Source organism: Comamonas thiooxydans (assembly GCF_000964545.1).
Taxonomy (GTDB): Bacteria; Pseudomonadota; Gammaproteobacteria; order Burkholderiales; family Burkholderiaceae_C; genus Comamonas; species Comamonas thiooxydans.
On the sequence record NZ_BBVD01000008.1, the window covers coordinates 239849 to 262387 of the forward strand.

Sequence of the window (22539 nt, forward strand, 5' to 3'; positions counted from 1 at the left end):
TGTGGTGACAGCGCAAATACATCCAAGGTCTTAATCTTCGCAGAAGCCGGCTTCACTTTCCCCCTCAGACCATGATGCATCCCATCGACACAGCCCAGACAGACATACAGCGCCACCAGTTTGGCCGCGTGACGGTGTTTCGCGGCGCCAAGGGTGGCAAGTATCCGGACGGCAACCAGATCATGATTCGCGGCAGCGATACGCTGGCAGCGCTGGATACGCCTATCGTTGCCAACCATATCGGGGCCGAGTTCGATGCCACCGAGCTGGTGGTGATGGGTCATGTGCATGAGGACCATATGGCCGGCCTGCACCGCCTACCGGACGCGCGGGTCTTTGCTCACGTAGGCGATCTGGCGGCCTTGCAAAGCTGGGAGGGCCTGGTTGCCACCTTTGGCTGGGCCGATTCGGCTCAGGCCGGCATCCTGCGCAGCAAGCTGGAGAGCGAATTCTTCTACGCCCCCAGACCCGATGCCAGGGGCTACGAAGATGGAGCCGTCTGGGAGCTGGGTCAGTCGCAGATTCACGCCATTCATATGCCTGGCCATACCGCCGGCCATACCGTGCTGCTGATCGAGCCCGAAGGTGTAGCCTTTATCGGCGATATCGACCTGACGGGCTTCGGCCCTTATTACGGCGATGCCTGCTCCTGTCTGACGGACTTTCGCCGCAGCCTGGCGCGGCTGCCCGAGATCGATGCCCGGGTCTGGGTGACCTCGCACCACAAGGGCATTTACACGGAACGCAAGGCGTTTCTGCGAGACCTCAAGCGCTTTGCTGCCGTCATTGACGAGCGCGGTGCACGCATTCTCGAATGGCTGGCGCAGCGGCCCATGACGCTCTCGCAGATGGTGGAGCAGCGCCTGCTCTACCCGCAAGGCTTTGATGCGTCCTGGGTACAGGGGGCCGAGACGCGCAGCATTTCCCAGCATCTGGATGAGCTGCTGGCTGTCGGAGAAATCCTGCAGGAGCGCAACCTGCGCGGCGAAGACCTTTATCTGCGGGCCTGAATCCAGAGAAATAAAAAAGCCGACTTCTCAAGGAAGTCGGCGGGGGTAGGCGCTTGGCCACGCATCCACCAGGCAAGCGTGACAAACGCACAGCGGCTAGATCAGCCGGGCCCGGTCACCCGGGCTTTGAGACTCAGGCCACAGCGTCCATGGGCTTGCGCAGAAAGCCCTGGTTGGCGCCCTTGCGGTTGGGCGCGAAGCCGTTCCTGGCCAGGGTTTCGTCGGCGGTTTCGTAGAACACGCCGATCTGCTTGATCTCGCGGGCCTGCTGGGCCGTGGCAATCGGGCGACCGAACTCGCCCGCAATGCGCACCAGCTGCTTGATCTGCTCCACGGTGCTCATCTTGCCGGTGCGGGTTTGATTCCACAGCACGTCCTCAATACCGCAGCGCACATGCAGACCCAGGGCCATGCCGATCATATTGATGGGCAGCACGTTCAGCACCGAGCTTTCCACCGTCACGATGGCGTTGTCGGGCACGGCGCGCAGCATATTGGCCAGGTTGTAGATATTGGCCTGGTCCATGCCGCCGCTGATGGCGACCCAGTTCATGACCAGCGGGCCCTTGTAGACGCCACGGCGGATCATGCGCTCTATGGTCTCGAAACTGTTGATGTTGTAGACCTGGAAGGCGCTCTGGATGCCCTTTTCGGACAGGCGACGAATATGTTCTTCGACGAAGCTGGGGTTCGAGGGAACAATCATGTCCTTGTAGGTCTTGTGCAGATGCGGGAAGCCGCGCGAGACACCGCGGAAGTCGTCTTCGCCGGCATGCTCAGTCACGTTCATCTGCGTGGTGTTCACGGTCACCGTCACCTGGTCGGGTACAGGAGTCAGCTCGGCCAGCATATGGCGGGTATCGTCGGAGAGCCACTTGGCTTCGCCGTCCGGGCCTTCGGGCGCAAAGCTGATGGAGCCGCCGACCTGGATGATCATCTCGGGCACACGCTCACGCACACCGGCAATAAGCTCGTTGAACTTGGACAGACGCTTGCTGCCCTTGCCGTCGTCTTCACGCACATGCAGATGCAGCACGGTGGCGCCGGCCTCATAGCAGTCCACGGCCTTCTGAATCTGCTCTTCCATGGTGATGGGGATGTCCTCGGGGAAGTCCGAGGGAATCCAGCCCGGAGCATAGGGAGCTGCAGTGATGATCAGCGGTTGCTGGTTTTCGGGATACAGGTGACCGTCAAGAAAGTTCATGGTTGTTGTCTCCGGTTTGAGTGCGAGAAATCAGTGTCTGGACAAACTGCATCAGCCGATTTCAGGCCATTGCCGATGCGTGAGGCCAGTATCAAATGCCGTGTGAGATGCCACTTTGCATTTCAAGACACGCGCTTTCTCAAACGCGACAAGACCGGCAAACCATGCCTGAAGGTGATTGGGGCAGGCAACGGAGAGACGACATCGGTTCATGCACTGCAAAAGTCCAGGCGACTGCTGCGCACCATCGGCAACCTGCGATCTCCCCCTCCTCGCGGCTCCGATTGCAAGGCGCCCATACCGCGCCACAAGCACGCATCGAAGCTATGCAGGCTGCAGCCCTACATCGGGTAAGTGCGGAGTACTGCAGTCATCAAATGCGAAGTCGCAGGCATGAAACGCCAAGTCACAGGACTTGCGGACCTCCATCATGAATTGGTGCATTCCTACACCCCAAGCACAAGAACGCAGGGACATGCCGGCAGGTTCAGCGGATCACCTATTCGTTGGGTCTGCCCCCTGCGAGACAGAGATCGGCGTCATGCCGAATGTCTGCCCCCCATGAAAAACGACAGGAGACATCAATGACAACCGCTGTGAATTTTGCTGGACCACCCGGCCCGCAAGTAATGCCCGTGATTCGCGTCTTGCGAGCCAGAGCCGATAGCACCGCTGCAAGACAGGCGCTGAATGCCCACGTTCTTGAAGATGGGCGGGTCACAGACTCTCCCGCCAGCGCCATCTGAGCAACTCCATTTAGGGAGCAACACATGCGAAACATTCCTCGAACCCTGCGTTCCTGCGCCGCAATTCTTTGCGTCGGCGCAATGGCCATCACCGCCGTACAGGCTCAGACCCCTGCACCCGCCTGGCCCGTCAAACCCATCCGCCTCGTCGTTCCTGCGCCTCCTGGTGGCATCACCGATGGTGTGGCGCGCCTGGTGGCCGATCATCTGCAGACCAATCTGGGCCAGCCCGTGGTCGTCGACAACAAACCCGGCGGATCGGCCGTGATTGCCGAGCGCGCCGTGATGAATGCACCTGCCGACTGGCATACGCTGATGATTGCGCCCTCCAGCATCTGGACCGACTTTCCACTCACCGTGAAGACGCCGTTTGACGTGCACAAGACATTCACCTATGTCTCGGATGTGGCCTCCATGGTGCATATGCTGGTGGCCAACAACAGCTTTCCCCCCAACAGGATTCAGGAGGTGCTGGACTATGCAAAGAAGAGCTCCGGCCCCATCAATATCGCCAACCTGAGCCCCGGCACTCGCTCCGACATGCTGGGTGCGTTGCTGAGCGAGAAAAGCGGCGGCAAGATCACCGCCGTGCCCTACAAGGGCTCGGCCCCTGCTATCGTCGACCTGATCGGCAATCAGGTACAACTGACCTTTGAAGTGGTGACCAATGCAGCCCCGCTGGTCAAGGCCGGCAAGATCAAGGCCCTGGGCGTGGTCTCGCCCAACCGCTCGCGCCTGCTACCCGATGTGCCCAGCTTTGCCGAGCAGAACATGCCCGACTTTGTGCTGCCCGATGCCAGTGTGGGATTGTTCGTGCTGAGCAGCACGCCCCCGGCCCTGATCCAGAAGGTGCGCCAGGAAATGGACAAGGTGACTCAATCCGCCAAGTTTCAGGCGCAGCTCAAAACCCAGGGCTTTGACGCACCCCAGCCCAGCACGATGACGGAGCTGCAACAAAAAATGCTGAACACGGTGGAGCAGAACCGCAAAATTCTGAGCAAGCTCAGAATCGCCAGCAACTGAAGGACGCTGGCGTAGCCGCCCTCTCCCTGGGGTGGCACTTTGGTAGTGTGTTTGGCGGGCCCTTACGGCCCGCTTTTTTATGCGCCGCCCGTGCCTTCGGTCTGCGCCTTGGCACGGCTGTCCTTGGCACTGCAGCCGAACTGGCTCTGATACCAGCGTGAAAAACTGCTGGGGGCCGTAAAGCCCAGCAGCTCGGCCACTTCGGTCAGAGAGCGGTTGCTCTCGAACACATAGCGCACGGCCAGCTCCTTGCGGATATCGTTCATCAGCGAGGAAAAGCTCTGGCCCTTTTCCGTCAGCCGGCGCTGAATGGTGCGTGGCACCACACCCAGGTGCTCGCTGACTTTCTCAATGCTGCAGCGCCCGCTGGGCAACAGCAGCAAGATGGTGCGGCGCACATCGTCCAGCACTGCTTCCTCGCTCATGGGAGCCACGGACTCCAGCAGCTTCTGGGCATAGCGCACCATGGCAGGGTCGGCAAATTCGTTGCGCGTATCGAGATCGGCCTTGACGCAAACAATGCAGTTGAACTCTTGATTGAACTCCACGCGCGGGCCGAACATCAGGTGATGCATGCTCAGGTCCTTGGGCGCGGCGTGCTCGAAACACACCATGCGAGGCTGCCAGTCGCGACCTATCAGCTGCCGAATGGCGCGCACCATCACGCCCAGCGCCAGCTCCACGCGCTGGCGCGTAGGCTCATGGGCACGGCCGGCCAGCAACAGCTCACGGATCAGCACCGTGTCGGCCTGCTCGTCCAGCTCCAGCGTCATGGCGCCGTTGAGCAGGGCCAGATGACGCACCAGCAGGTTCAGCGAATCGCGCAGCGTAGCCTGATCGCGAATCAGCAGGCCCACCGGCCCCATATTGGACAGCAGGCGCGAGCGCGCCATGCACAGACCAAAGCTTTCATTGCCCGACTGCATGGCCGAGGCCTGCAGCAAACGCCCCACCTTGTCCACCGGAATCATCAGATCCGGCTCGTCGAGCACACCGGGGCTCAGGCCGGCATCGAGCAGCATGCGCGCGCCATTCAGCCCCGAAGCCTGGGCGACTTCGGCGTAATTGGTCAAGCAGGCTGCGCGAACGAGAGAGGCCATGGGGTTTCACTAACTTGGCACTAATTGCAAAGCACCAGTCATGTAATGACAAGCGCCGATCGAGGGGAGTTTTCACACTGGCGACATTGATTCTATAAGGAGACTTCCCAATGAAAAACAAGGTTGGCGCAGCACCCGCCCTTATCCGCTCCAGCTCTTTGACCCGCTCGCTGGAAGTCAATCCTCTGACCTGCTCCATCGGTGCGGAGCTGTCCAACGTTCACCTGGGAGCGGCCGCCGAGGACGAAGGCTTGATGGCCGAAATCCGCCGGGCACTGCTCAAGCACCGCGTGATCTTTTTCCGCGACCAGGACATCACACGCGCCGAGCATGTGGCGTTTGCGCGTAAATTTGGCGAGCTGGAAGACCACCCGGTGGTGGGAAGCCACCCCGAGCACCCAGGCCTGGTGCAGATCTACAAGACCCCCGACAACCCTCTGGACCGCAACGAGAACTCATGGCACACCGATGCCACCTGGCGCGAGCAGCCCCCCATGGGCTGCGTGCTGCGCTGCGTTGAATGCCCGCCAGTGGGCGGCGACACCATGTGGGTGAACATGGTGATGGCCTATGAGAACCTGCCAGACGACATCAAGGTCAAGATCGAGCATCTGCGTGCCCGCCACAGCATCGAAGCGAGCTTTGGTGCCGTCATGCCTATCGAAAAGCGTCTGGCACTCAAGGCCCAATACCCCGACGCCGAGCACCCCGTGGTCCGCATCCACCCCGAAACCGGCGAGAAGATTCTGTTCGTCAACAGCAGCTTCACCACCCATTTCACCAACTACAACACACCCGCCAATGTGCGCTTCGGCCTGGACAAATCGCCCGGTTCCTCGCAACTGCTCAATTACCTGACCAGCCAGGCCATGATTCCCGAGTACCAGGTGCGCTTCAAATGGAGCAAAAACAGCGTAGCCTTCTGGGACAACCGCTCCACCCAGCACTACGCAGTGATGGACTACCAGCCCTGCCACCGCAAGATGGAACGCACCGCCATCATCGGCGGCCCCACGGACTGAGCCAGGAGACAGAAGATGACCTTGAAGCACACGATTCTCATCATCCCCGGCCTGCGCGACCATGTGGAAGAGCACTGGCAGACGCTGCTGGCCAAGGAGCTGACTGCGCAGTCCGTCCCCTGCGTCACCGTGCCACCGCTGGAGCAGGACAAGCTCAGCTGCCAGGCCCGCCTGGACGCGATCGACCGTGCACTGGACAGCATCGACGGCCCCGTCATCATCGTGGCACACAGCGCCGGCTGCATGATGGTCGCGCACTGGGCGCTGCGCCGAGCCCGTCCCATTCTCGGAGCCTTGCTTGCAGCCCCCGCCGATGTGGAAACCCAGATGCCTGCCGGCTACCCCCCCAAGGATGTGCTGGCAGCCCACGGCTGGACGCCCATCCCGCGCCAGCGCCTGCCGTTTCCCACACTGCTGGCAGCCAGCAGCAATGACCCGCTGACCCAGTTGGAGCGCGCGCGCGGCTTTGCGCGCGACTGGGGGAGCGAGCTGGTGGAGCTGGGCCCCCAGGGCCACCTGAACCCGGCCTCGGGCCACGGCCCCTGGCCGCAGGCAAAACAGCTGATCGAGGATTTGCAGGCTCGGATCGAAGCCCGACAGCCCGAGCCAACGGCCTGAACCGCCCGAAGACCATCACGATGAATGCGCAGCCACCCACAAGATATAAAAGGTGCGCGCAGATGGGGAGCCAGATCTCCCCATTGAAGGAGACAAGCAATGAAGGCAACGACACCCGCCTCACGCAATTCAGTGGATACCGCAGGTTCTCGCGCACTGCGCCGGAAACTAGGCCTGGCCGTCATGGCCGTGGCCGCCAGCCTGGCCCTGCCCGCACAGGCCGAGCAGACCGTGAACTGGCCGACCAAGCCCATACGCCTGATCGTCACCGGGCCTGCCGGAGGCACGGCTGACACCCTGGCCCGCCTGCTGGCAGAGGGCATGCAGCAAGAGCTCAAGCAGCCCGTGATCGTGGAGTCCAAGGCCGGAGCCTCGGGGGCCATCGGCATCCAGGACCTCAAGTCCCATGGCAAAAACGGCTACACCTTTCTGGTGATTCAGGACGGAGCACTGAGCGAGGCGCCCCTGGCCCAGAAAGTCAGTTTCGACCCGTTCAAGGACCTGACGCCGCTGGCCCAGCTCACACGCACCGGACTGGTCATGGTCGCCAACAAGGATCTGCCGTTCCAGACCCTGCCCGAATTCATCAGCTACGCCAGACAGCAACGCGACGGCGTGGACTTTGCCTCCTACGCCACGGGCCTGAAGGGTCACACCTCGGGCATGCTGCTGGGCCAGTTGGCCAAGATCAATATGCGCCATGTGGGCTACAAGGGCTCGCCCCCTGCTCTGGTGGACCTCATGGGCGGCCATGTCCCGGTGATGTTCGATGGCGTCACCACTTCGCTACCCCTGATTCGCAGCGGCAAGATCAAGGCGCTGGCAGTCGTCTACCCGAGCCGCCTGCAGACTTTGCCAGAGGTGCCGACCTTCACGGAGCTGGGCTACCCCCAGCTTTCCAAACCAGGCTGGTTTGCCGTGTGGTCCCATCCTCAAACCCCGGCAGCCATCCAGCAGAAGCTGCGGGACGTGGCGCTGGCACATTTCCGCAAGGAGTCCGTGCTCAAACAGCTCGCCACGGTGGGCATGGAGCCCGGCCAGCCCCTTACCACGGCAGAAATGACGGCCGACCTCAAAGAGGCCAGCCGCAAGCAGGCAGCCCTGCTCAAGTCCATAGGCTACAAGCCAGAAAACTGAGGCCCGGGTCCTTGAGCAGTTGCCCTCAAGCTGCTCCATTACTTATCTGATTCAAGACCTCTGCCCGGTGCCCCCTTGGCACCGTGGGCGGCCGCACCCGGCTCAAGTCCTTTGGCGGGATTAGAGCTGGGGGCTTGCCTGCGCCCTCAACCCATCCCCAGGCCCGGCCTTGCCCTGCTGTGTTTTTCGTCGGTTTGCTATCAGGCATCTTTTTTCAACGGTTCAAGGAGACATGAATGACTACAAAAAAAATGGCTTTCAATGCGCTGAGCGCTCTCGCATGCACGCTGGCGCCGCTGGCGGCCTCGGCACAATCCTCTGTGCAGGTCTATGGCGTGGTGGATATGGCCGTATCCAATTACCGCGGCGCTGGCGCAGGCTCGCGTCAGATGCTGACCTCCAGCGGCAATCAGGCCAGCCGCCTGGGCTTCAAGGGCCGTGAAGATCTCGGCAGCGGTCTGGCCGCCGGCTTTGATCTGGAAGCGGGTCTCAATACCGACAACGGCACCGGCCAGGCCTCCAACACCAACAACCAGCCTTCGGGGGCAGGCAGCAGCAACGGTCTGAGCTTCAACCGCAAGGCCCTGGTCTATCTGCAGAGCAAGCAATGGGGCGAGGTACGTCTGGGCCGCGACTATGTGCCCGCCTTCTGGAACATGTTCAACTACGACCCCTTTCGCCTGGGCGTGGGCATGAGCCTGCATGTGCTGCACGGCACCACTGTGACGGGCTTTCGGGCATCGAACAGCATTGGCTACTTCTCGCCCGGCTGCTCCAGCTCCAGTTGCAAAGGCCTGTTCTATCAGTTGATGACTGCATTCGGTGAAAACGATGCCGGCCCCAACCGCCAGGACGGCCGCGTCTATGGTGCACGCCTGGGCTATGGAGGCGAGAACTGGGATGCAGCCGTCGCCATCACGTCCACCAAGAACCGTGCCGCCGACGATTACAGACAGATCAATGCCGCCGCATCCTACCTCTGGGAAGGCCACCGCCTCATGGTTCTGGCTGCCGATCACCGCACCGGCAACCGCCTGGCAGGTCTGGACAATGCCGACCATGTACGCTACTGGCAGCTGGGTGCCATCTGGAAGGTCGGCAATGGCAATATCCCCATGAGCTTCATGCGCCTGAACCGCAATGACAACAGCGGCAGCAGCTCCAACAAGTACGCCGTGGGTTATGTGCACAACCTCTCCAAGCGCACCGCACTCTACGGCACCTATGCCTATGTAGACAACCGCGGCAGCATCAACCTGCCGGTGGCCACGGGCGCGCTGCAAGGCCCGATTCCAGTCGCAGGCGGCAATGCTTCAGGCTTTGACATCGGCATTCGCCACACGTTCTGAGTCCAACCCATGGCAACCGGCGCCTGCCGGTTGCCGGTTGCCGGCCAGAGGACATCAATCCTGAAACCATAGAAGAAGGCCCGCAGAGAAAATCTGCGGGCCTTTTTCAGCGCACATCGGCGCTCGATGGAGTATCAGCAGTTGTCAGGCGGTTTGAGCCAGAGCAGTCCCTCTCTGACAAGAACTTCGTAGAGAGGAATCGTCATCTGCGGCGATGCCGTGCACTTGCCGCTGCGGATATCGAACTTGAGTCCATGCGCGGGGCAGCTCAGCACATGGGCATCGCAATTGCCGCCGGCCATGGAGGCACCCGCATGCGGGCAGCTGTTCTCCAAGGCATAGAACTCGCCTTCGACATTCAGCAGCAAGATGCTCTGGCCACCAGGCGTGAAGACCAGCTTTCGCCCGCCAGGCGGCAAGTCCCGCACGACACCGGCGGCCAGCAATGCGGTATCAGGCGAAGATGCTGTCGGCAACACGGGCATGCTCCATGGCGCGCAGCAGCTCCGCGGGCGCCACAGCGCCCGTCACCTGCAGACGCTGGTTGAACACCATATGCGGCACGCCGCCGGCGTGGCCCGCCTCGCTTTGGTAGCGCAGTGCATCAAAGCGGGAAGGATTCCAGTCCAGTGCTGCCGAGTGCGCCAGTTGCTGCAGCACCATGACCGAGCCTATATCGCGGCCCTGCACAAAGTAAGCGGCAAAGATGGACTCCACAAAGCGGATCATGGATTCGCCATCGAGCAGAGTCTGGGCGTAGTTGACCAACGCACAAACCAGGCGCGTGCTGGGGAAGGTTTCAATCAGCGCATGATTGATCTGCAGGCCCGCCGCGTGGGCCGCCGAACGCACCTGGGCACGGCGAACCTCCACGGCCCTGGGACCGCCCAGCCTGGCTTCGTAGAAGGCCTGGTAAGGCACTCCATGCTCCGGGATCTGGGGCAGCAAAGTGTCTGCATGCCAATGGATTGCAAGCTGCTGGTCGGGATATCTGGCCAGCAGCATCTCACGGGCAGCCAGCAGATTGCGCAGACCGATCCAGCACCAGGGGCAGATCAGGTCCAGCGAAAAGTCGACCTGCAATGTTGTTGCAGCAGAGCTTTGAGTCATGGCATTTATTTCCTTGGGCAATCACCGGGGTTGATGCAAAAAGGGCTGAATGGCTCAGCCCTTTTCATACCGACCTGCTGCCTTCGATATCTCAGAGCGTGAAGATGGCCGATCCCACAATCTTGCGGGCTTCCAGATCGCGGTGAGCCTGCACGGCGTCTTCCAGCACATAGCGCTTGCTGATGTCCACCTTGATACGACCTTCGGCCACATGGGCGAACAGCTCGTTGGCCAGCTCTGCACGCTCCGCGGGGTCGGCGATGTAATGCGCCGATGCAGGACGGGTCAGGAAGAGCGAGCCCTTGCCGGCCAGAATCTGCGGGTTGAATGGCGCTATGGAGCCCGAAGCCGTACCCAGACAGACCATCAGCCCGCGCACCTTCAGGCTGTTGAGCGAGCCCTCGAAAGTGTCCTTGCCCACGCTGTCAAAGACGGCATTCACGCCCACGCCGTCCGTCAGCTCACGCACGCGCTTGGCCACGTCCTCATGGCTGTAGTTGATGGTGTGAACGCAGCCGTTGGCCTTGGCCACTTCGGCCTTGGCATCGCTGGAGACTGTGCCGATCACGTTCAGGCCTTCCAGCTTTGCCCACTGCGACACCAGCAGACCCACACCACCGGCTGCAGCATGCAGCAAGATGGTGTCGCCCTTCTTGAAGTCCCAGATGCGGCGCATCAGGTAAGCCGCCGTCAGTCCACGCATGGTGATGGCTGCTGCGGTTTCAAAGCTGATGTTGTCAGGCAGACGGATCAGGGGGGCTGCAGAAATCAGGCGCTCCGTGGCGTAAGCGCCGATGGTGTTAAGTGCACCGGTATAGGTCACGCGATCGCCGACCTTGAAATCCGTCACGCCGTCGCCCACGGCCGTGATCGTGCCGCAAGCCTCGCTGCCCACGCCCGCGGGCAAAGGAGCGGGATACAGACCGGAGCGGAAATAGGTATCGGCAAAGTTCAAGGCCACAGCGCCTTGCTTGAGGCGGACCTGACCTGGACCGGGTTGGCCGACTTCAATGTCTTCCTGTCGCAACACCTCGGGGCCGCCAACTTCGTGATAACGGATTACTTTAGCCATACAAACTCCCAGTCAGATACCAATCGAAAGGTGATGCAGCACACTGCCTCACCTCGAACAGAAGCAATACGAATCAATACGAATCAATGACTTAGGTCATATCCCCGGTATTCTTCCATTCAGACTGGACTGAATTTATGGGAATTCTTCTCCAGGACATTTCCCGAGAACGCCGCTCTCTTGTCTTTACGCGACATCACGGGTAAACACCAGGAAAGAAAAGTTTACTTAGAAGTTTCTATTTAATTGAAAGCTTGCCGCAAGCGTTGGCCACCATATTGCGCGTCTGCGACTGCGGCAAGCCCGTCACAGCCTCTAGAATCATTCCGTTTACGTAAACGTCAAACCAATGCGAGGGCCTGACATTCTTGCCAGGCGCCGGACATGAAGTCGAGGGAAGCCCCTGCCATCCGTGGCTGGCAACATCCCCAACAATCCAAGGCACAAACCAGGTCTGGCAGCCAGCCGGGCCAGCATTCAAGGAAACAGAGACGATGACCTACAAAGCGCCCATCAAAGACATGCTGTTCGACATGGAGCATCTGGCCCAGATCGAGCAGGTCGCCCAGATTCCCGGCTTTGAAGATGCGGGGCTGGAAACCGCGCAGGCCGTTCTCGAAGAATGCGCCAAGCTCTGCGAAGGCGTGGTCGCCCCCCTGAATGTTCCCGGCGACCTCAATCCCTCGTCCTTCAAGGATGGTGTGGTCACCACCACGCCCGGCTTTGCCGATGCCTTCAAGCAGTACGCCGAAGGCGGCTGGCAGGGTCTGCAGCATCCTGCCGACTTTGGCGGCCAGGGCCTGCCCAAGACCATTGGTGCGGCCTGTATCGAGATGCTCAACAGCGCCAACCTGAGCTTTGCGCTGTGCCCGCTGCTGACCGACGGCGCCATCGAGGCGCTGCTGACTGCGGGCAGCGACGAGCTCAAGTCCACCTACCTGGAAAAGCTGGTCACCGGCGAGTGGACCGGCACCATGAACCTGACCGAGCCCCAGGCCGGCTCCGACCTGGCCCTGGTGCGCACCAGGGCCGAGCCTCAGGGCGACGGCAGCTACAAGGTCTTCGGCACCAAGATCTTCATCACCTATGGTGAGCACGATATGGCGGACAACATCGTCCACCTGGTGCTGGCCCGCGTGGCGGGGGCGCCCGAAGGCGTAAAGGGGATCAGCCTGTTCGTCGTGCCCAAGTTCCTGGTGAACCAGGACGGCTCTTTGGGCAAGCGCAACGATGTGCACTGCGTCAGCATCGAGCACAAGATGGGCATCAAGGCCTCGCCCACGGCCGTGCTGCAATTTGGCGACAACGGAGGAGCCATCGGCTACCTCGTGGGCGAGGAAAACCGCGGCCTCGAATACATGTTCATCATGATGAACGCAGCGCGCTATGCCGTGGGCCTGCAGGGCCTGGCCGTGGCCGAGCGGTCCTACCAGCACGCCGTGGCCTACGCCAAGGAACGCGTGCAAAGCCGCCCCGTCGACGGCTCGGTCAAGGCCAGCGCCACCATCATCCACCACCCCGATGTGCGCCGCATGCTGATGACCATGCGTGCCAGCAACGAGGGCTGCCGCGCCATGGCAACCGCCGCCGCTGCCGCCTACGATGCCGCCCACCACCATCCGGACGCCGAAGTGCGTCAGGCCAACCAGACCTTCTATGAATTCATGGTGCCCCTGGTCAAGGGCTACAGCACCGAAATGAGTCTGGAAGTCACCAGCCTGGGCGTGCAGGTGCATGGCGGCATGGGCTTTATCGAGGAAACCGGCGCCGCCCAGTACTACCGCGACGCCAAGATCCTGACCATCTATGAGGGCACGACTGCCATCCAGGCCAATGACCTGGTCGGCCGCAAGACCGCGCGTGATGGCGGCCAGACCGCCAAGGCCATTGCCGCCCAGATCGAAAAGACCGAGGCGGCTCTCATTGCCAGCGGCACCGATGCGGCCAAGGCAGTCGCGAGGAATCTGGCCCAGGCCCGTCAGGCCTTTGTGCAGGTGGTGGACTTCATCGTGGCCAAGGCCAAGGCCGACCCCAATGCCGCTTATGCCGGCAGCGTCCCCTATCTGATGCTCACCGGCAACCTGGTCGCCGGCTGGCAGCTGGGCCGCTCGGTGCTGGCCGCGCAGGAGCTGCTGGCCAAGGGCCAGGACACGGCCTTCATGCAGGCCAAGCTGGCCACGGCACAGTTCTATGCCGAACATATCCTGACCCGCGTGCCCGGCCAGGCCGATGCCGTGATCAACGGTGCGGCCAGCGTGATGGCATTGCCCATGGAACTGTTCTGATCTTGCACCTGACGGCGGGGCGATAACGCCCTGCCTCATCATGAAATGCATGGAAATAGCGGCTAACGCTTATGGATAAAGCGCTAGCCGCTATTTTTTTGAATCCCTAGAACACATCTGCCAGGACTTACGCAAACAAGATTGCAGCGACGGCCTGCCTCATGCAGCAGTCATCCTGCCTGAACCCGTTCCATGCCATCCTCATTGCTTTTCACCGGGATTATGACGCGGATGTACAAACCCTCAGTCAGGCCTCGTGGTCATTTAGATTCGCAGGAATTTTCCATTTAATTCGTAGGCGTCGCCTAACGTCCCACACTCCTGCTACTTGAAAATGCCAAATGAAAGCAAATCAGTTTGGAGAAGTTGAGCAACAAATTACTTTGAGCATTGTCTAAATTCGGAAAACGATTTCCAAATCAAATGACGCTGAATGCACTCTCACTCACAGCAGCACAATGTCGTATTGCTCCTGCGCCATAGCAGTCTCGGCCTGCAGCGAAATGGGCTTGCCGATGAAGTCCGAGAGGCTGGCCAGATGCTGGCTTTCCTCGTCGAGGAACATCTCCACCACTTTGGGCGATGCCACGACGCGGAACTCATGCGGGTTGAACTGGCGGGCTTCGCGCAGGATTTCACGCAGCACCTCGTAGCAGATGCTGCGCGCGGTCTTGACGTTGCCCTTGCCGGAGCAGGCTTCACAGGGCTCGCACAGCATATGGGCCAGCGACTCGCGCGTACGCTTGCGCGTCATCTCCACCAGACCCAGCTGAGAGAAGCCTCCAGCCATGGTCTTGACGCGGTCGCGTGCCAGCTGGCGGCGGAATTCGGAGAGCACCTCGCCCTGGTGCTCCTCGCGCACCATGTCGATGAAGTCCACGATGACGATGCCGCCCAGATTGCGCAGGCGCAGCTGACGTGCAATGGCGTGCGCCGCTTCCAGGTTGGTCTTGAAGATGGTGTCGTCAAAATTGCGCGCACCGACATAGCCGCCGGTATTCACATCGATGGTGGTCAGGGCTTCGGTCTGATCGACGATCAGATAGCCGCCCGACTTCAGATCCACACGCCGCCCCAGCGCACGCGCGATTTCCTCGTCGATGTTGTAGAGGTCGAAAATCGGCCTCTCGCCCTTGTAAAGCGCCAGCTTGGGCACGGCCGCAGGCATGTATTCCTGGCCAAAGCTCTTGAGCAGCGCAAACTGCTCGCGCGAATCGATGCGAATGCTCTGGGTGTTCTCGCCGACCAGATCCCGCAGCACACGTTGCAGCAGGTTTAGATCCTGATGCAGCACCGACATGACAGGCAGCTTCTGCGCCGCATCCTTGATGCGCGCCCAGGTCTTGCGCAGATAGCGGATGTCATCGGCCAGCTCGGCATCGCTGGATTCCTCGCCATTGGTGCGCAGAATGAACCCGCCGCCACCGCCCCCCTCCTTGGTGCCGACCAGCTCCTGCAGACGGGCCCGCAAGGCGTCGCGCTCGTTCTGGGGAATTTTCTGGGAGATGCCGATATGGTCGTCCTGCGGCAGAAACACCAGCAGACGCCCGGCAATGCTGATCTGCGTGGACAGGCGCGCACCCTTGGTACCTATGGGGTCCTTGATGACCTGCACCATGATGGACTGCCCCTCGAATACCTGTTTTTCGATGGGCGTCAGCGGCTGGTCCTTGCGCGCGAACATCGGGGCTTCGCCATTTTCCTGACGCTGCCAGACATCGGCCACATGCAAAAAGGCCGCACGCTCCAGACCGATATCGATGAAGGCCGACTGCATGCCTGGAAGCACACGCGAGACCTTGCCCAGATAGATGTTGCCGACGAGTCCCCGCTCCAGCGGACGCTCCATGTGCAGTTCCTGCACGGCGCCGTTTTCGACAATCGCCACCCGCGTTTCCTGCGGCGACCAGTTGATCAAAATATCTTGCTGCATTGACTGTCGTTCTTTCTTTATATGTCCTGGCTTTTGCTGCGCCCAGTGTGCGACGCACGCATGGCTGGCGCAAGACAGCTGCCATGCAGACCTTCCCTTGGGGGAAGCCTCAAGAACAGAGTGTCGATTGCGCCAAAGGTTCAGAGCGGCCAGCCCAGCTGGCGCAAAAGCTCGGCAGTTTCGTAAACCGGCAGGCCCATGATGGCCGAATAGCTGCCGCGGATCTCTGCAATATGTGCGGCCGCCCTGCCCTGTATGCCATAGGCACCGGCCTTGCCCATGGGCTCACCCGTAAGCACATAGGCATCGATCTGCGCCTCGGTCATGGGCGCAAAGCGCACGGTGGACACCGACAAGGCCTGCAGACGCCGCACGCCGCTTTGCAGCGCCACGGCGGTCAGCACCTCATGTTCGGCCCCGGAGAGCAGACGCAGGATACGTCGCGCGTCTTCGGCATCGGCGGGCTTGCCCAGAATCTGCTTGCCCAGGGCCACGGTGGTGTCGGAGCACAGAATGGGCGCTACCGGCAAACCGCGCCGCGCATGGCGGGCCACGGCCGCATCGAGCTTGCCGGCCGTCACGCGCTGCACATAGTCATGGGGGTCTTCCCCAGCCAGCTCGGCCTCTATGGCCTCGGCATCCTCGGCGATGTCGCCGGCTGCATTGGGCAGCAGCAATTCATGCGCCACCCCCAGCTGCTCGAGCAACTGACGACGGCGGGGACTTTGGGATGCAAGATAGAGAATGGGCGCCATGATTTTGATTAAAAATGGCCTCTAGCGCCCATATATAAAGCGCAATAGGCTATCAAAATCATAGTATCACGCACTGCGCGAAATTGCACGCAGAGTCCGATCACAAGCGCTTATTCGCGATGGTAGGGATGGCCGGCATTGACCGACCAGGCGCGGTAGAGCTGCTCGATCAGCAGCACGCGCACCATGGCATGCGGCAGGGTCAGATCGGAGAGGCGGATGCGCTCGTGTGCCGCTGCCTTGAACTCGGGGTCCAGCCCGTCGGGGCCGCCGATGACCAGGGCCACATCATCGCTCTCGAGCTGCCAGCCCTTGAGACGCTGGGCCAGCGCCTTGGTGGTCAGATTCGTGCCGCGCTCGTCGAGCACCACGATGCGGGTGCCTCTGGGAATGGCGGCTTCGATACGCTTGCGCTCTGCCGCATACAGGGTCTCCAGCGTCTTGGAGCCGCGCGGCTCGGTCTTGACGGCCTTGAGTTCGACCTTGAGTTCGGGCGGAAAGCGCTTGGCGTAATCGTCGTAGGCCGTCTGCGCCCAGTCGGGCACATGCAGGCCTACAGCCACGATGGTCAGCTTCATTTAGGCCTTGGCGCGGGGAGCACGCTTGGCTGCGGGCTTGGCCGCAACCGGCTTGGCCGTACGGGGCGTGCTGGGCTTGACGACCACGGTCTTGACCGTCTTGGTGGCTGCGGACTTGGCAGCAGGCTTCTTGGCTGCAGGCTTGGCTGCGGGTTTCTTGGCCGCAGCCTTCTTGGCAGCAGGCTTTTTCTCGACCACGGTGTTTTCCGCTGCTGCCTTTTCCACGGCCAGCTTGGCAGCCAGTTTCTTGGCGGCCACTTCTGCGGGCTTGGGCTTGGCGGCACCGATCTTCATACGCACCGGTGTCTCGCCCCAGATTTCTTCCAGGCGGTAGTACTGGCGGATGGCCGGCTGCATGATGTGGCATACAACCGAGCCGCAGTCCACGATGATCCATTCGCCGTTTTGCTCACCTTCCTGGCGGGGCACGGGAAAACCTGCTTCCTTGACGGCTTCGCGCACGCTGGAGGCAAGTGCCTTGGTCTGGCGGTTGGAAGTACCCGAAGCCACGATCACGCGCTCGAACAGCGGGGACAGTGCTTCGGTGTTGAACACCTGGATGTCGTGGGCCTTGACGTCTTCGAGGCCGTCAACAATGGCTCGCTGGAGTTTGGTGACGTCGCGCTTGGCTGCGGAATCCGATTTGGTGGAGGTGGTCATCAGGCGATGGAATCAGTAAATGATGGGATCAATATAGCGTGTGCTGCGCCACACCCGTATCAGGGTTGGGTTAGCGTCTGCGTTCAGGCCTCTAAGACCTGCGCTCTTCACGCATTGAAAAAGGTTGACGCGCCAGTCGATAGCGCGCATCCAGCTATGGAAATTATAGTTTTCTAAAAATTTCCCTGCTGACAGGGCTTTATGCCCGATCAGCAGGGGAATCCGGCCTGTTGGACAAAGGCCTGTGCCTCAGAGCCAGTCACGGCGAATCAGGAATTTCTCGAGCAGATCACGCTCAGGGGTACCCGGTGCATCCTCGCGCTGATAGCTCCAGTCCGCATGAGGCGGCATGGACAGCAGAATGGATTCGGTGCGGCCGCCGGACTGCAGGCCGAAATGCGTGCCGCGGTCCCAGACCAGGTTGAATTCTACATAGCGACCACGGCGGTAGCGCTGGAAATCCACCTGCTGCTGCGTGTAATCCGCATTCCGGCGGCGCTCCACGATGGGCAGATAGGCCTTCAAAAAGGCATCGCCCACCGAGCGCAGCATGGCAAAGCTCTGTTGCTGGCCCAGTTCGCTGAAATCATCGAAGAAGATGCCGCCAATGCCGCGCTGCTCGTTGCGATGCTTGAGGAAGAAGTACTCGTCGCACCATTGCTTGAAACGCGGATAGAGCTGATCGCCAAATGGCGCCAGCGCATCACGGCAGATCTGATGGAAATGCACGGCGTCTTCCTCGAAGCCGTAGACCGGCGTCAAATCCATGCCGCCGCCAAACCAGCAGGTCTTGGGCTGCCCCTCATGGCCGGCCGAAATCATGCGCACATTCATGTGCACCGTTGGCACCAAGGGACTGCGCGGATGAAATACCAGCGACACGCCCATGGCCTCGAACGGCGCACCGGCCAGTTCGGGCCGATGCTGTGTGGCCGAGGGCGGCAGTTGCGGCCCGCGCACATGCGAGAAACCGCAGCCTGCGCGCTCGAACACGCGCCCGCCCTCCATGATCTTGGTGACACCGTTGCCTTGCAGCTTTTCGCCCGGCTCCTTGTGCCAGGCGTCGGCCAGGAAACGCGCACCACCCTCGCCTTCGATGGCTTCCAGCGCCTCGGTGATGCGGGTCTGCAGACCCATGAGGTACTCACGCACCTCGGCCGCAGGCAGCTGATCAGCCACAGAAGATGAGGATGTCTGGCTCATCAGTCGGCCTTCTTGACGGCACGGAAGCCGATGTCGCGACGATACTGGGCACCATCGAAATGGATGCCACGTGCCACGTCATACACCTTCTGCTGCGCCTGCTTGACACTGTCGGCCAACACGGTCACGCAGAGCACACGGCCACCGCTGGTCACGGGCTGGCCGTCATCGCCCAGCTGGGTGCCTGCATGGAAGACCATGGCATCGTCGGCTGCGGCGGGCAGACCGGTGATGACATCGCCCTTGCGCGGGTCTTCGGGGTAGCCGGCAGCAGCCATGACCACGCCCAATGCGGTACGGCGGTCCCACTGCAGCTCCAGCTGGTCGAGCCTGCCTTCGCAGGCTGCCAGCATCACATCCACCAGATCGCTCTTGAGACGCATCATGATGGGCTGGGTTTCCGGATCGCCCATGCGGCAGTTGAACTCCAGCGTCTTGGGGTGACCTGCCTTGTCGATCATCAGACCTGCGTACAGGAAGCCGGTATAGGGCACACCGTCTTTTTCCATGCCACGGATGGTGGGCAGAATGATTTCGCGCATGGCGCGGGCATGCACATCGGCGGTCACCACAGGGGCCGGCGAATAAGCGCCCATGCCGCCGGTGTTGGGGCCCTGGTCGCCATCCTTGAGACGCTTGTGGTCCTGGCTGGTCGCCAGTGCCAGCACGTTCTTGCCGTCGCACAGCACGATGAAGCTGGCTTCCTCGCCGTCGAGGAATTCCTCGATCACGACGCGTGCACCGCCTTCGTTGTGCTGCACACCGTATTTGTTGTCCACCAGCATGAAGTCCACGGCGTCATGGGCCTCCTGCAGCGACATGGCAACCACCACGCCCTTGCCTGCAGCCAGGCCGTCGGCCTTGATGACAATGGGCGCACCGAGGCGATCCACATAGGCATGGGCAGCAACCGGGTCGGTGAAGGTTTCATATTGCGCCGTGGGGATGCTGTGGCGCGCCATGAAGTCCTTGGAAAAGGCCTTGGACGACTCCAGCTGGGCTGCCATCTTGGTCGGGCCGAAGACCTTGAGTCCGTGGGCTCGGAACTCATCGACCACGCCAGCCGCCAGCGGAGCCTCGGGCCCCACGACGGTCACGGCAATCTTTTCCGCCTGGGCCCATTCGCGCAGAGCCTTCACATCGGTGATGTCGAGGTTCTCCAGCTTGCCGCCAGCCAGGGCAGTGCCACCGTTACCGGGAGCCACATAGACCTTGGTCGCCTTGGGCGATTCGGCCAACTTCCACGCCAGAGCGTGCTCACGGCCACCGCCGCCAATCACAAGAATTTTCATAGTTCTGCGTTGTGGTAGACGTCCTGAACGTCATCCAAGTCTTCAATCATGTCCAGCAGCTTCTGCATGCGAGCTGCATCATCGCCTTCGAGAGCGATTGTATTTTCGGGGCGCATGGTCACCTCGGCCATGTCGGCGGTAAAGCCGGCGGCCTGCAGTGCGTCACGCACGGCTTCAAAGTCGCCGGGGGCCGTCAGCACCTCGATGCCACCTTCGTCATCGGTAATCACATCGTCGGCACCGGCCTCCAGCGCGATCTCCATGACTTTTTCTTCGTCCGTGCCGGGGGCGAACATGATCTGCCCCACATGCTTGAACTGGAAGGCCACCGAGCCTTCGGTGCCCATATTGCCACCGTACTTGCTGAATGCATGGCGAACATCGGCCACCGTACGTACGCGATTGTCCGTCATTGTGTCCACAATGATGGCCGCGCCGCCGATGCCATAGCCTTCGTAACGGATTTCCTCGTAGGTCACGCCGTCGAGGTTACCCGTGGCCTTGTCGATATTGCGCTTGATATTGTCGGCCGGCATATTGGCGGCCTTGGCCTTGTCCACCGCCAGACGCAGACGCGGGTTGGCGCTCAGATCGCCGCCGCCTTGGCGGGCTGCGACCATGATTTCACGAATGATGCGCGTCCAGATGCGGCCACGTTTTTCATCCTGACGACCCTTGCGGTGCTGGATGTTGGCCCATTTGCTGTGTCCTGCCACAGGGAATCCTTTGATATTTGATTTAACCTAGCGGGAGCGATTTTACTTTTGACTGCATGCCCCCCCCAGAGGAAACCCGAAATGGCTTCACCCCTTTTGATTGCCCAGCACTCTGCCACAGAATGTGTACTGCTGCCCGGACTGGCCAATCGGCATGGCCTGATCACCGGTGCCACCGGCACCGGCAAGACCGTCACGCTGCAAAAACTGGCCGAAAGCTTCTCGCAGATAGGCGTGCCGGTCTTCATGGCCGACGTCAAAGGAGACCTGAGCGGTATCAGCCAGGCCGGCAAGATAGGCGACAAGCTGGCCGCCTCGCTCAAGGAGCGCGGCCTGGACCTGCCCCGGCCCCTGGCCTGCCCCGCCACGCTGTGGGATGTGTTCGGCGAGCAGGGCCATCCCGTGCGCGCCACCATCTCGGACATGGGCCCTCTGCTCATAGGCCGCATGCTGAATCTGAACGAGACCCAGATGGGCGTGCTCAATCTGGTGTTCAAGATCGCCGACGACAACGGCATGCTGCTGCTGGACCTCAAGGATCTGCGCGCCATGCTGAACTTCGTGGGCGACAACGCCAAGCAGTTCACCACCCAGTACGGCAACATCAGCTCGGCCAGCGTGGGAGCCATACAGCGCGGACTGCTGACCATCGAAAGCCAGGGCGGCGACAAGTTCTTTGGCGAGCCCATGCTCGACATCAACGATCTGATGCAGACCGACGCCAACGGCATGGGCGTGGTCAATGTGCTGGCGGCGGACAAGCTGATGAACGCGCCGCGCCTGTACTCGACTTTTTTGCTCTGGCTTCTGTCCGAGCTGTTCGAGCAATTGCCGGAAATCGGCGACCCCGAGAAGCCCAAGCTGGTGTTTTTCTTTGACGAGGCTCACCTGCTGTTCAACGATGCGCCCAAGGTACTGATCGAGCGCATCGAGCTGGTCGTGCGCCTGGTGCGCTCCAAGGGCGTGGGCGTGTACTTCGTCACCCAGAACCCGCTGGACGTTCCCGACAGCGTGCTTGGGCAGCTGGGCAACCGCGTGCAGCATGCCTTGCGCGCCTTCACCCCGCGCGACCAGAAGGCCGTGGCCTCGGCAGCCTCCACCATGCGCCCCAATCCCGGCCTGGACATTGCCGCAGCCATCACCGAGCTGGCCGTGGGCGAGGCCCTGGTCAGCTTCCTCGACGAAAAAGGCCGCCCCAGCGTAACCGAGCGCGTGTTCGTGATCCCGCCCGGCAGCCAGCTCGGCCCCATCACGGCCGAGCAGCGCAAGGCGCTGATCGATGGCTCCCTGGTCGCTGGTGTCTACGAGAAAGCCGTAGACCGCGAATCCGCCTTCGAGATATTGCGCGACCGCACTGCGAGCGCCACGCCTGCCAAGCCCGGTGACGCCCCTGCCGCTGCCGCTGCGGCAGGCTCGACCCAGCAAGCCAGCGCCACAGACTCCATGATGGACGGACTCAAGGAGCTGCTGTTCGGTCGCACCGGCCCGCGCGGCGGCCAGCACGACGGCCTGGTGCAGACCATGGCCAAGTCCACGGTGCGCACCGTGGGCAACAGCCTGGGCAAGGAAATCCTGCGCGGCGTGTTGGGCGGCATTCTGGGCAACAAGAAACGCTGAGCGCTAAACCACGCCCCGCTCCCAAGGCCTGCTTCAGCAGGCCTTTTTCATGGCCGCAGCAGAGAAAATCCTCAAGGCCGCACTCATTATGTCGATACATAATAAATCC

20 protein-coding genes are annotated in these 22539 nt (G+C 61.4%); 8 read left to right on the top strand and 12 right to left on the bottom strand.

The features are described from left to right. Window positions 1-71: 71 nt before the first annotated feature. Window positions 72-1010: an MBL fold metallo-hydrolase gene (locus tag Cth01_RS14560; RefSeq protein ID WP_045839538.1), complete on the top strand. Its 939-nt coding sequence runs from the start codon at window positions 72-74 to the stop codon at window positions 1008-1010. 133 nt (window positions 1011-1143) lie between these two features. Here Cth01_RS14560 and Cth01_RS14565 read toward each other — a convergent pair whose 3' ends face one another. After that, on the bottom strand, window positions 1144-2214 hold the full coding sequence (locus tag Cth01_RS14565; RefSeq protein ID WP_034358362.1) for a beta-keto acid cleavage family enzyme: 1071 nt from the start codon (window positions 2212-2214) through the stop codon (window positions 1144-1146). 770 nt (window positions 2215-2984) lie between these two features. On the opposite strand from Cth01_RS14565, the gene Cth01_RS14570 reads away from it, so the two are divergent. After that, complete coding sequence (locus Cth01_RS14570) at window positions 2985-3983, top strand: Bug family tripartite tricarboxylate transporter substrate binding protein (RefSeq protein WP_233425178.1); 999 nt, start codon at window positions 2985-2987, stop codon at window positions 3981-3983. A 77-nt stretch (window positions 3984-4060) separates the two neighbouring features. On the opposite strand, the gene Cth01_RS14575 is transcribed toward Cth01_RS14570, so the two are convergent. Further along, on the bottom strand, window positions 4061-5083 hold the full coding sequence (locus Cth01_RS14575; RefSeq protein WP_034377619.1) for an AraC family transcriptional regulator: 1023 nt from the start codon (window positions 5081-5083) through the stop codon (window positions 4061-4063). 110 nt (window positions 5084-5193) lie between these two features. Here Cth01_RS14575 and Cth01_RS14580 point away from each other — a divergent pair, with 110 nt between their 5' ends. The 4 genes from Cth01_RS14580 (at window position 5194) to Cth01_RS14595 (ending at window position 9209) form a co-directional block, all read left to right on the top strand. Then, window positions 5194-6105 (top strand): TauD/TfdA dioxygenase family protein, encoded by a 912-nt coding sequence (locus Cth01_RS14580; RefSeq protein WP_045839541.1) that lies wholly within the window; start codon window positions 5194-5196, stop codon window positions 6103-6105. Window positions 6106-6120: 15 nt separating this feature from the next. Then, complete coding sequence (locus Cth01_RS14585) at window positions 6121-6723, top strand: RBBP9/YdeN family alpha/beta hydrolase (RefSeq protein ID WP_045839542.1); 603 nt, start codon at window positions 6121-6123, stop codon at window positions 6721-6723. 99 nt (window positions 6724-6822) lie between these two features. Continuing rightward, window positions 6823-7860, top strand: a complete 1038-nt coding sequence (locus Cth01_RS14590; protein ID WP_045839543.1) for a Bug family tripartite tricarboxylate transporter substrate binding protein — start codon at window positions 6823-6825, stop codon at window positions 7858-7860. Window positions 7861-8096: 236 nt separating this feature from the next. Continuing rightward, a complete protein-coding gene (locus Cth01_RS14595; RefSeq protein ID WP_224648416.1) occupies window positions 8097-9209 on the top strand; it encodes a porin in 1113 nt (370 codons plus the stop codon). Window positions 9210-9343: 134 nt separating this feature from the next. Here Cth01_RS14595 and Cth01_RS14600 read toward each other — a convergent pair whose 3' ends face one another. The 3 genes from Cth01_RS14600 to Cth01_RS14610 all read right to left on the bottom strand — a co-directional run bounded on the left by Cth01_RS14600 (window position 9344) and on the right by Cth01_RS14610 (window position 11391). After that, a complete protein-coding gene (locus Cth01_RS14600; RefSeq protein WP_052703328.1) occupies window positions 9344-9694 on the bottom strand; it encodes a Rieske (2Fe-2S) protein in 351 nt (116 codons plus the stop codon). Beyond that, complete coding sequence (locus Cth01_RS14605; protein WP_003075645.1) at window positions 9663-10319, bottom strand: DsbA family protein; 657 nt, start codon at window positions 10317-10319, stop codon at window positions 9663-9665. The genes Cth01_RS14600 and Cth01_RS14605 overlap by 32 nt, the downstream gene beginning before the upstream one ends. A gap of 91 nt (window positions 10320-10410) precedes the next feature. Then, window positions 10411-11391 carry a quinone oxidoreductase family protein gene (locus Cth01_RS14610; RefSeq protein WP_045839545.1) on the bottom strand — a complete coding sequence of 327 codons (981 nt, stop codon included), beginning with the start codon at window positions 11389-11391 and terminating at the stop codon, window positions 10411-10413. Window positions 11392-11885: 494 nt separating this feature from the next. Here Cth01_RS14610 and Cth01_RS14615 point away from each other — a divergent pair, with 494 nt between their 5' ends. Then, a complete protein-coding gene (locus tag Cth01_RS14615; RefSeq protein ID WP_045839546.1) occupies window positions 11886-13676 on the top strand; it encodes an acyl-CoA dehydrogenase in 1791 nt (596 codons plus the stop codon). A 445-nt stretch (window positions 13677-14121) separates the two neighbouring features. On the opposite strand, the gene rng is transcribed toward Cth01_RS14615, so the two are convergent. The 7 genes from rng to Cth01_RS14650 form a co-directional block, all read right to left on the bottom strand. Continuing rightward, window positions 14122-15609, bottom strand: a complete 1488-nt coding sequence (gene rng / locus Cth01_RS14620) for a ribonuclease G (protein WP_003062776.1) — start codon at window positions 15607-15609, stop codon at window positions 14122-14124. A 140-nt stretch (window positions 15610-15749) separates the two neighbouring features. Then, window positions 15750-16364, bottom strand: coding sequence for a Maf family protein (locus tag Cth01_RS14625; protein ID WP_034358393.1), 615 nt, complete (start codon window positions 16362-16364; stop codon window positions 15750-15752). Window positions 16365-16474: 110 nt separating this feature from the next. Further along, complete coding sequence (rlmH, locus tag Cth01_RS14630; protein WP_003053899.1) at window positions 16475-16942, bottom strand: 23S rRNA (pseudouridine(1915)-N(3))-methyltransferase RlmH; 468 nt, start codon at window positions 16940-16942, stop codon at window positions 16475-16477. Further along, on the bottom strand, window positions 16943-17602 hold the full coding sequence (gene rsfS / locus Cth01_RS14635; protein ID WP_045839547.1) for a ribosome silencing factor: 660 nt from the start codon (window positions 17600-17602) through the stop codon (window positions 16943-16945). A gap of 249 nt (window positions 17603-17851) precedes the next feature. Beyond that, on the bottom strand, window positions 17852-18805 hold the full coding sequence (gene hemF, locus Cth01_RS14640) for an oxygen-dependent coproporphyrinogen oxidase (RefSeq protein WP_045839548.1): 954 nt from the start codon (window positions 18803-18805) through the stop codon (window positions 17852-17854). Continuing rightward, window positions 18805-20097, bottom strand: a complete 1293-nt coding sequence (gene purD, locus Cth01_RS14645; protein ID WP_045839549.1) for a phosphoribosylamine--glycine ligase — start codon at window positions 20095-20097, stop codon at window positions 18805-18807. The genes hemF and purD overlap by 1 nt, the downstream gene beginning before the upstream one ends. Beyond that, on the bottom strand, window positions 20094-20813 hold the full coding sequence (locus Cth01_RS14650; protein ID WP_003053891.1) for a YebC/PmpR family DNA-binding transcriptional regulator: 720 nt from the start codon (window positions 20811-20813) through the stop codon (window positions 20094-20096). Before Cth01_RS14650 ends, purD begins: the two co-directional genes overlap by 4 nt. Window positions 20814-20894: 81 nt before the next feature. Between Cth01_RS14650 and Cth01_RS14655 the strand changes: the two genes are divergently transcribed. Continuing rightward, window positions 20895-22430, top strand: a complete 1536-nt coding sequence (locus Cth01_RS14655; RefSeq protein ID WP_045839550.1) for a helicase HerA-like C-terminal domain-containing protein — start codon at window positions 20895-20897, stop codon at window positions 22428-22430. The last annotated feature ends 109 nt before the right edge of the window (window positions 22431-22539 follow it).

Excerpts from the sequence above, each read along its gene's own strand:
- Cth01_RS14610 (WP_045839545.1), bottom strand. The coding sequence starts at position 11,391 with ATGGCTAAAGTAATCCGTTATCACGAAGTTGGCGGCCCCGAGGTGTTG.
- Cth01_RS14625 (WP_034358393.1), bottom strand. The coding sequence starts at position 16,364 with ATGGCGCCCATTCTCTATCTTGCATCCCAAAGTCCCCGCCGTCGTCAG.
- Cth01_RS14605 (WP_003075645.1), bottom strand. The coding sequence starts at position 10,319 with ATGACTCAAAGCTCTGCTGCAACAACATTGCAGGTCGACTTTTCGCTG.
- Cth01_RS14565 (WP_034358362.1), bottom strand. The coding sequence starts at position 2,214 with ATGAACTTTCTTGACGGTCACCTGTATCCCGAAAACCAGCAACCGCTG.
- Cth01_RS14655 (WP_045839550.1), top strand. The coding sequence starts at position 20,895 with ATGGCTTCACCCCTTTTGATTGCCCAGCACTCTGCCACAGAATGTGTA.
- Cth01_RS14580 (WP_045839541.1), top strand. The coding sequence starts at position 5,194 with ATGAAAAACAAGGTTGGCGCAGCACCCGCCCTTATCCGCTCCAGCTCT.
- Cth01_RS14595 (WP_224648416.1), top strand. The coding sequence starts at position 8,097 with ATGACTACAAAAAAAATGGCTTTCAATGCGCTGAGCGCTCTCGCATGC.
- hemF (WP_045839548.1), bottom strand. The coding sequence starts at position 18,805 with ATGAGCCAGACATCCTCATCTTCTGTGGCTGATCAGCTGCCTGCGGCC.
- Cth01_RS14560 (WP_045839538.1), top strand. The coding sequence starts at position 72 with ATGATGCATCCCATCGACACAGCCCAGACAGACATACAGCGCCACCAG.
- Cth01_RS14570 (WP_233425178.1), top strand. The coding sequence starts at position 2,985 with ATGCGAAACATTCCTCGAACCCTGCGTTCCTGCGCCGCAATTCTTTGC.
- Cth01_RS14600 (WP_052703328.1), bottom strand. The coding sequence starts at position 9,694 with ATGCCCGTGTTGCCGACAGCATCTTCGCCTGATACCGCATTGCTGGCC.
- Cth01_RS14615 (WP_045839546.1), top strand. The coding sequence starts at position 11,886 with ATGACCTACAAAGCGCCCATCAAAGACATGCTGTTCGACATGGAGCAT.
- purD (WP_045839549.1), bottom strand. The coding sequence starts at position 20,097 with ATGAAAATTCTTGTGATTGGCGGCGGTGGCCGTGAGCACGCTCTGGCG.
- rlmH (WP_003053899.1), bottom strand. The coding sequence starts at position 16,942 with ATGAAGCTGACCATCGTGGCTGTAGGCCTGCATGTGCCCGACTGGGCG.
- Cth01_RS14575 (WP_034377619.1), bottom strand. The coding sequence starts at position 5,083 with ATGGCCTCTCTCGTTCGCGCAGCCTGCTTGACCAATTACGCCGAAGTC.
- rsfS (WP_045839547.1), bottom strand. The coding sequence starts at position 17,602 with ATGACCACCTCCACCAAATCGGATTCCGCAGCCAAGCGCGACGTCACC.
- Cth01_RS14585 (WP_045839542.1), top strand. The coding sequence starts at position 6,121 with ATGACCTTGAAGCACACGATTCTCATCATCCCCGGCCTGCGCGACCAT.
- Cth01_RS14590 (WP_045839543.1), top strand. The coding sequence starts at position 6,823 with ATGAAGGCAACGACACCCGCCTCACGCAATTCAGTGGATACCGCAGGT.
- rng (WP_003062776.1), bottom strand. The coding sequence starts at position 15,609 with ATGCAGCAAGATATTTTGATCAACTGGTCGCCGCAGGAAACGCGGGTG.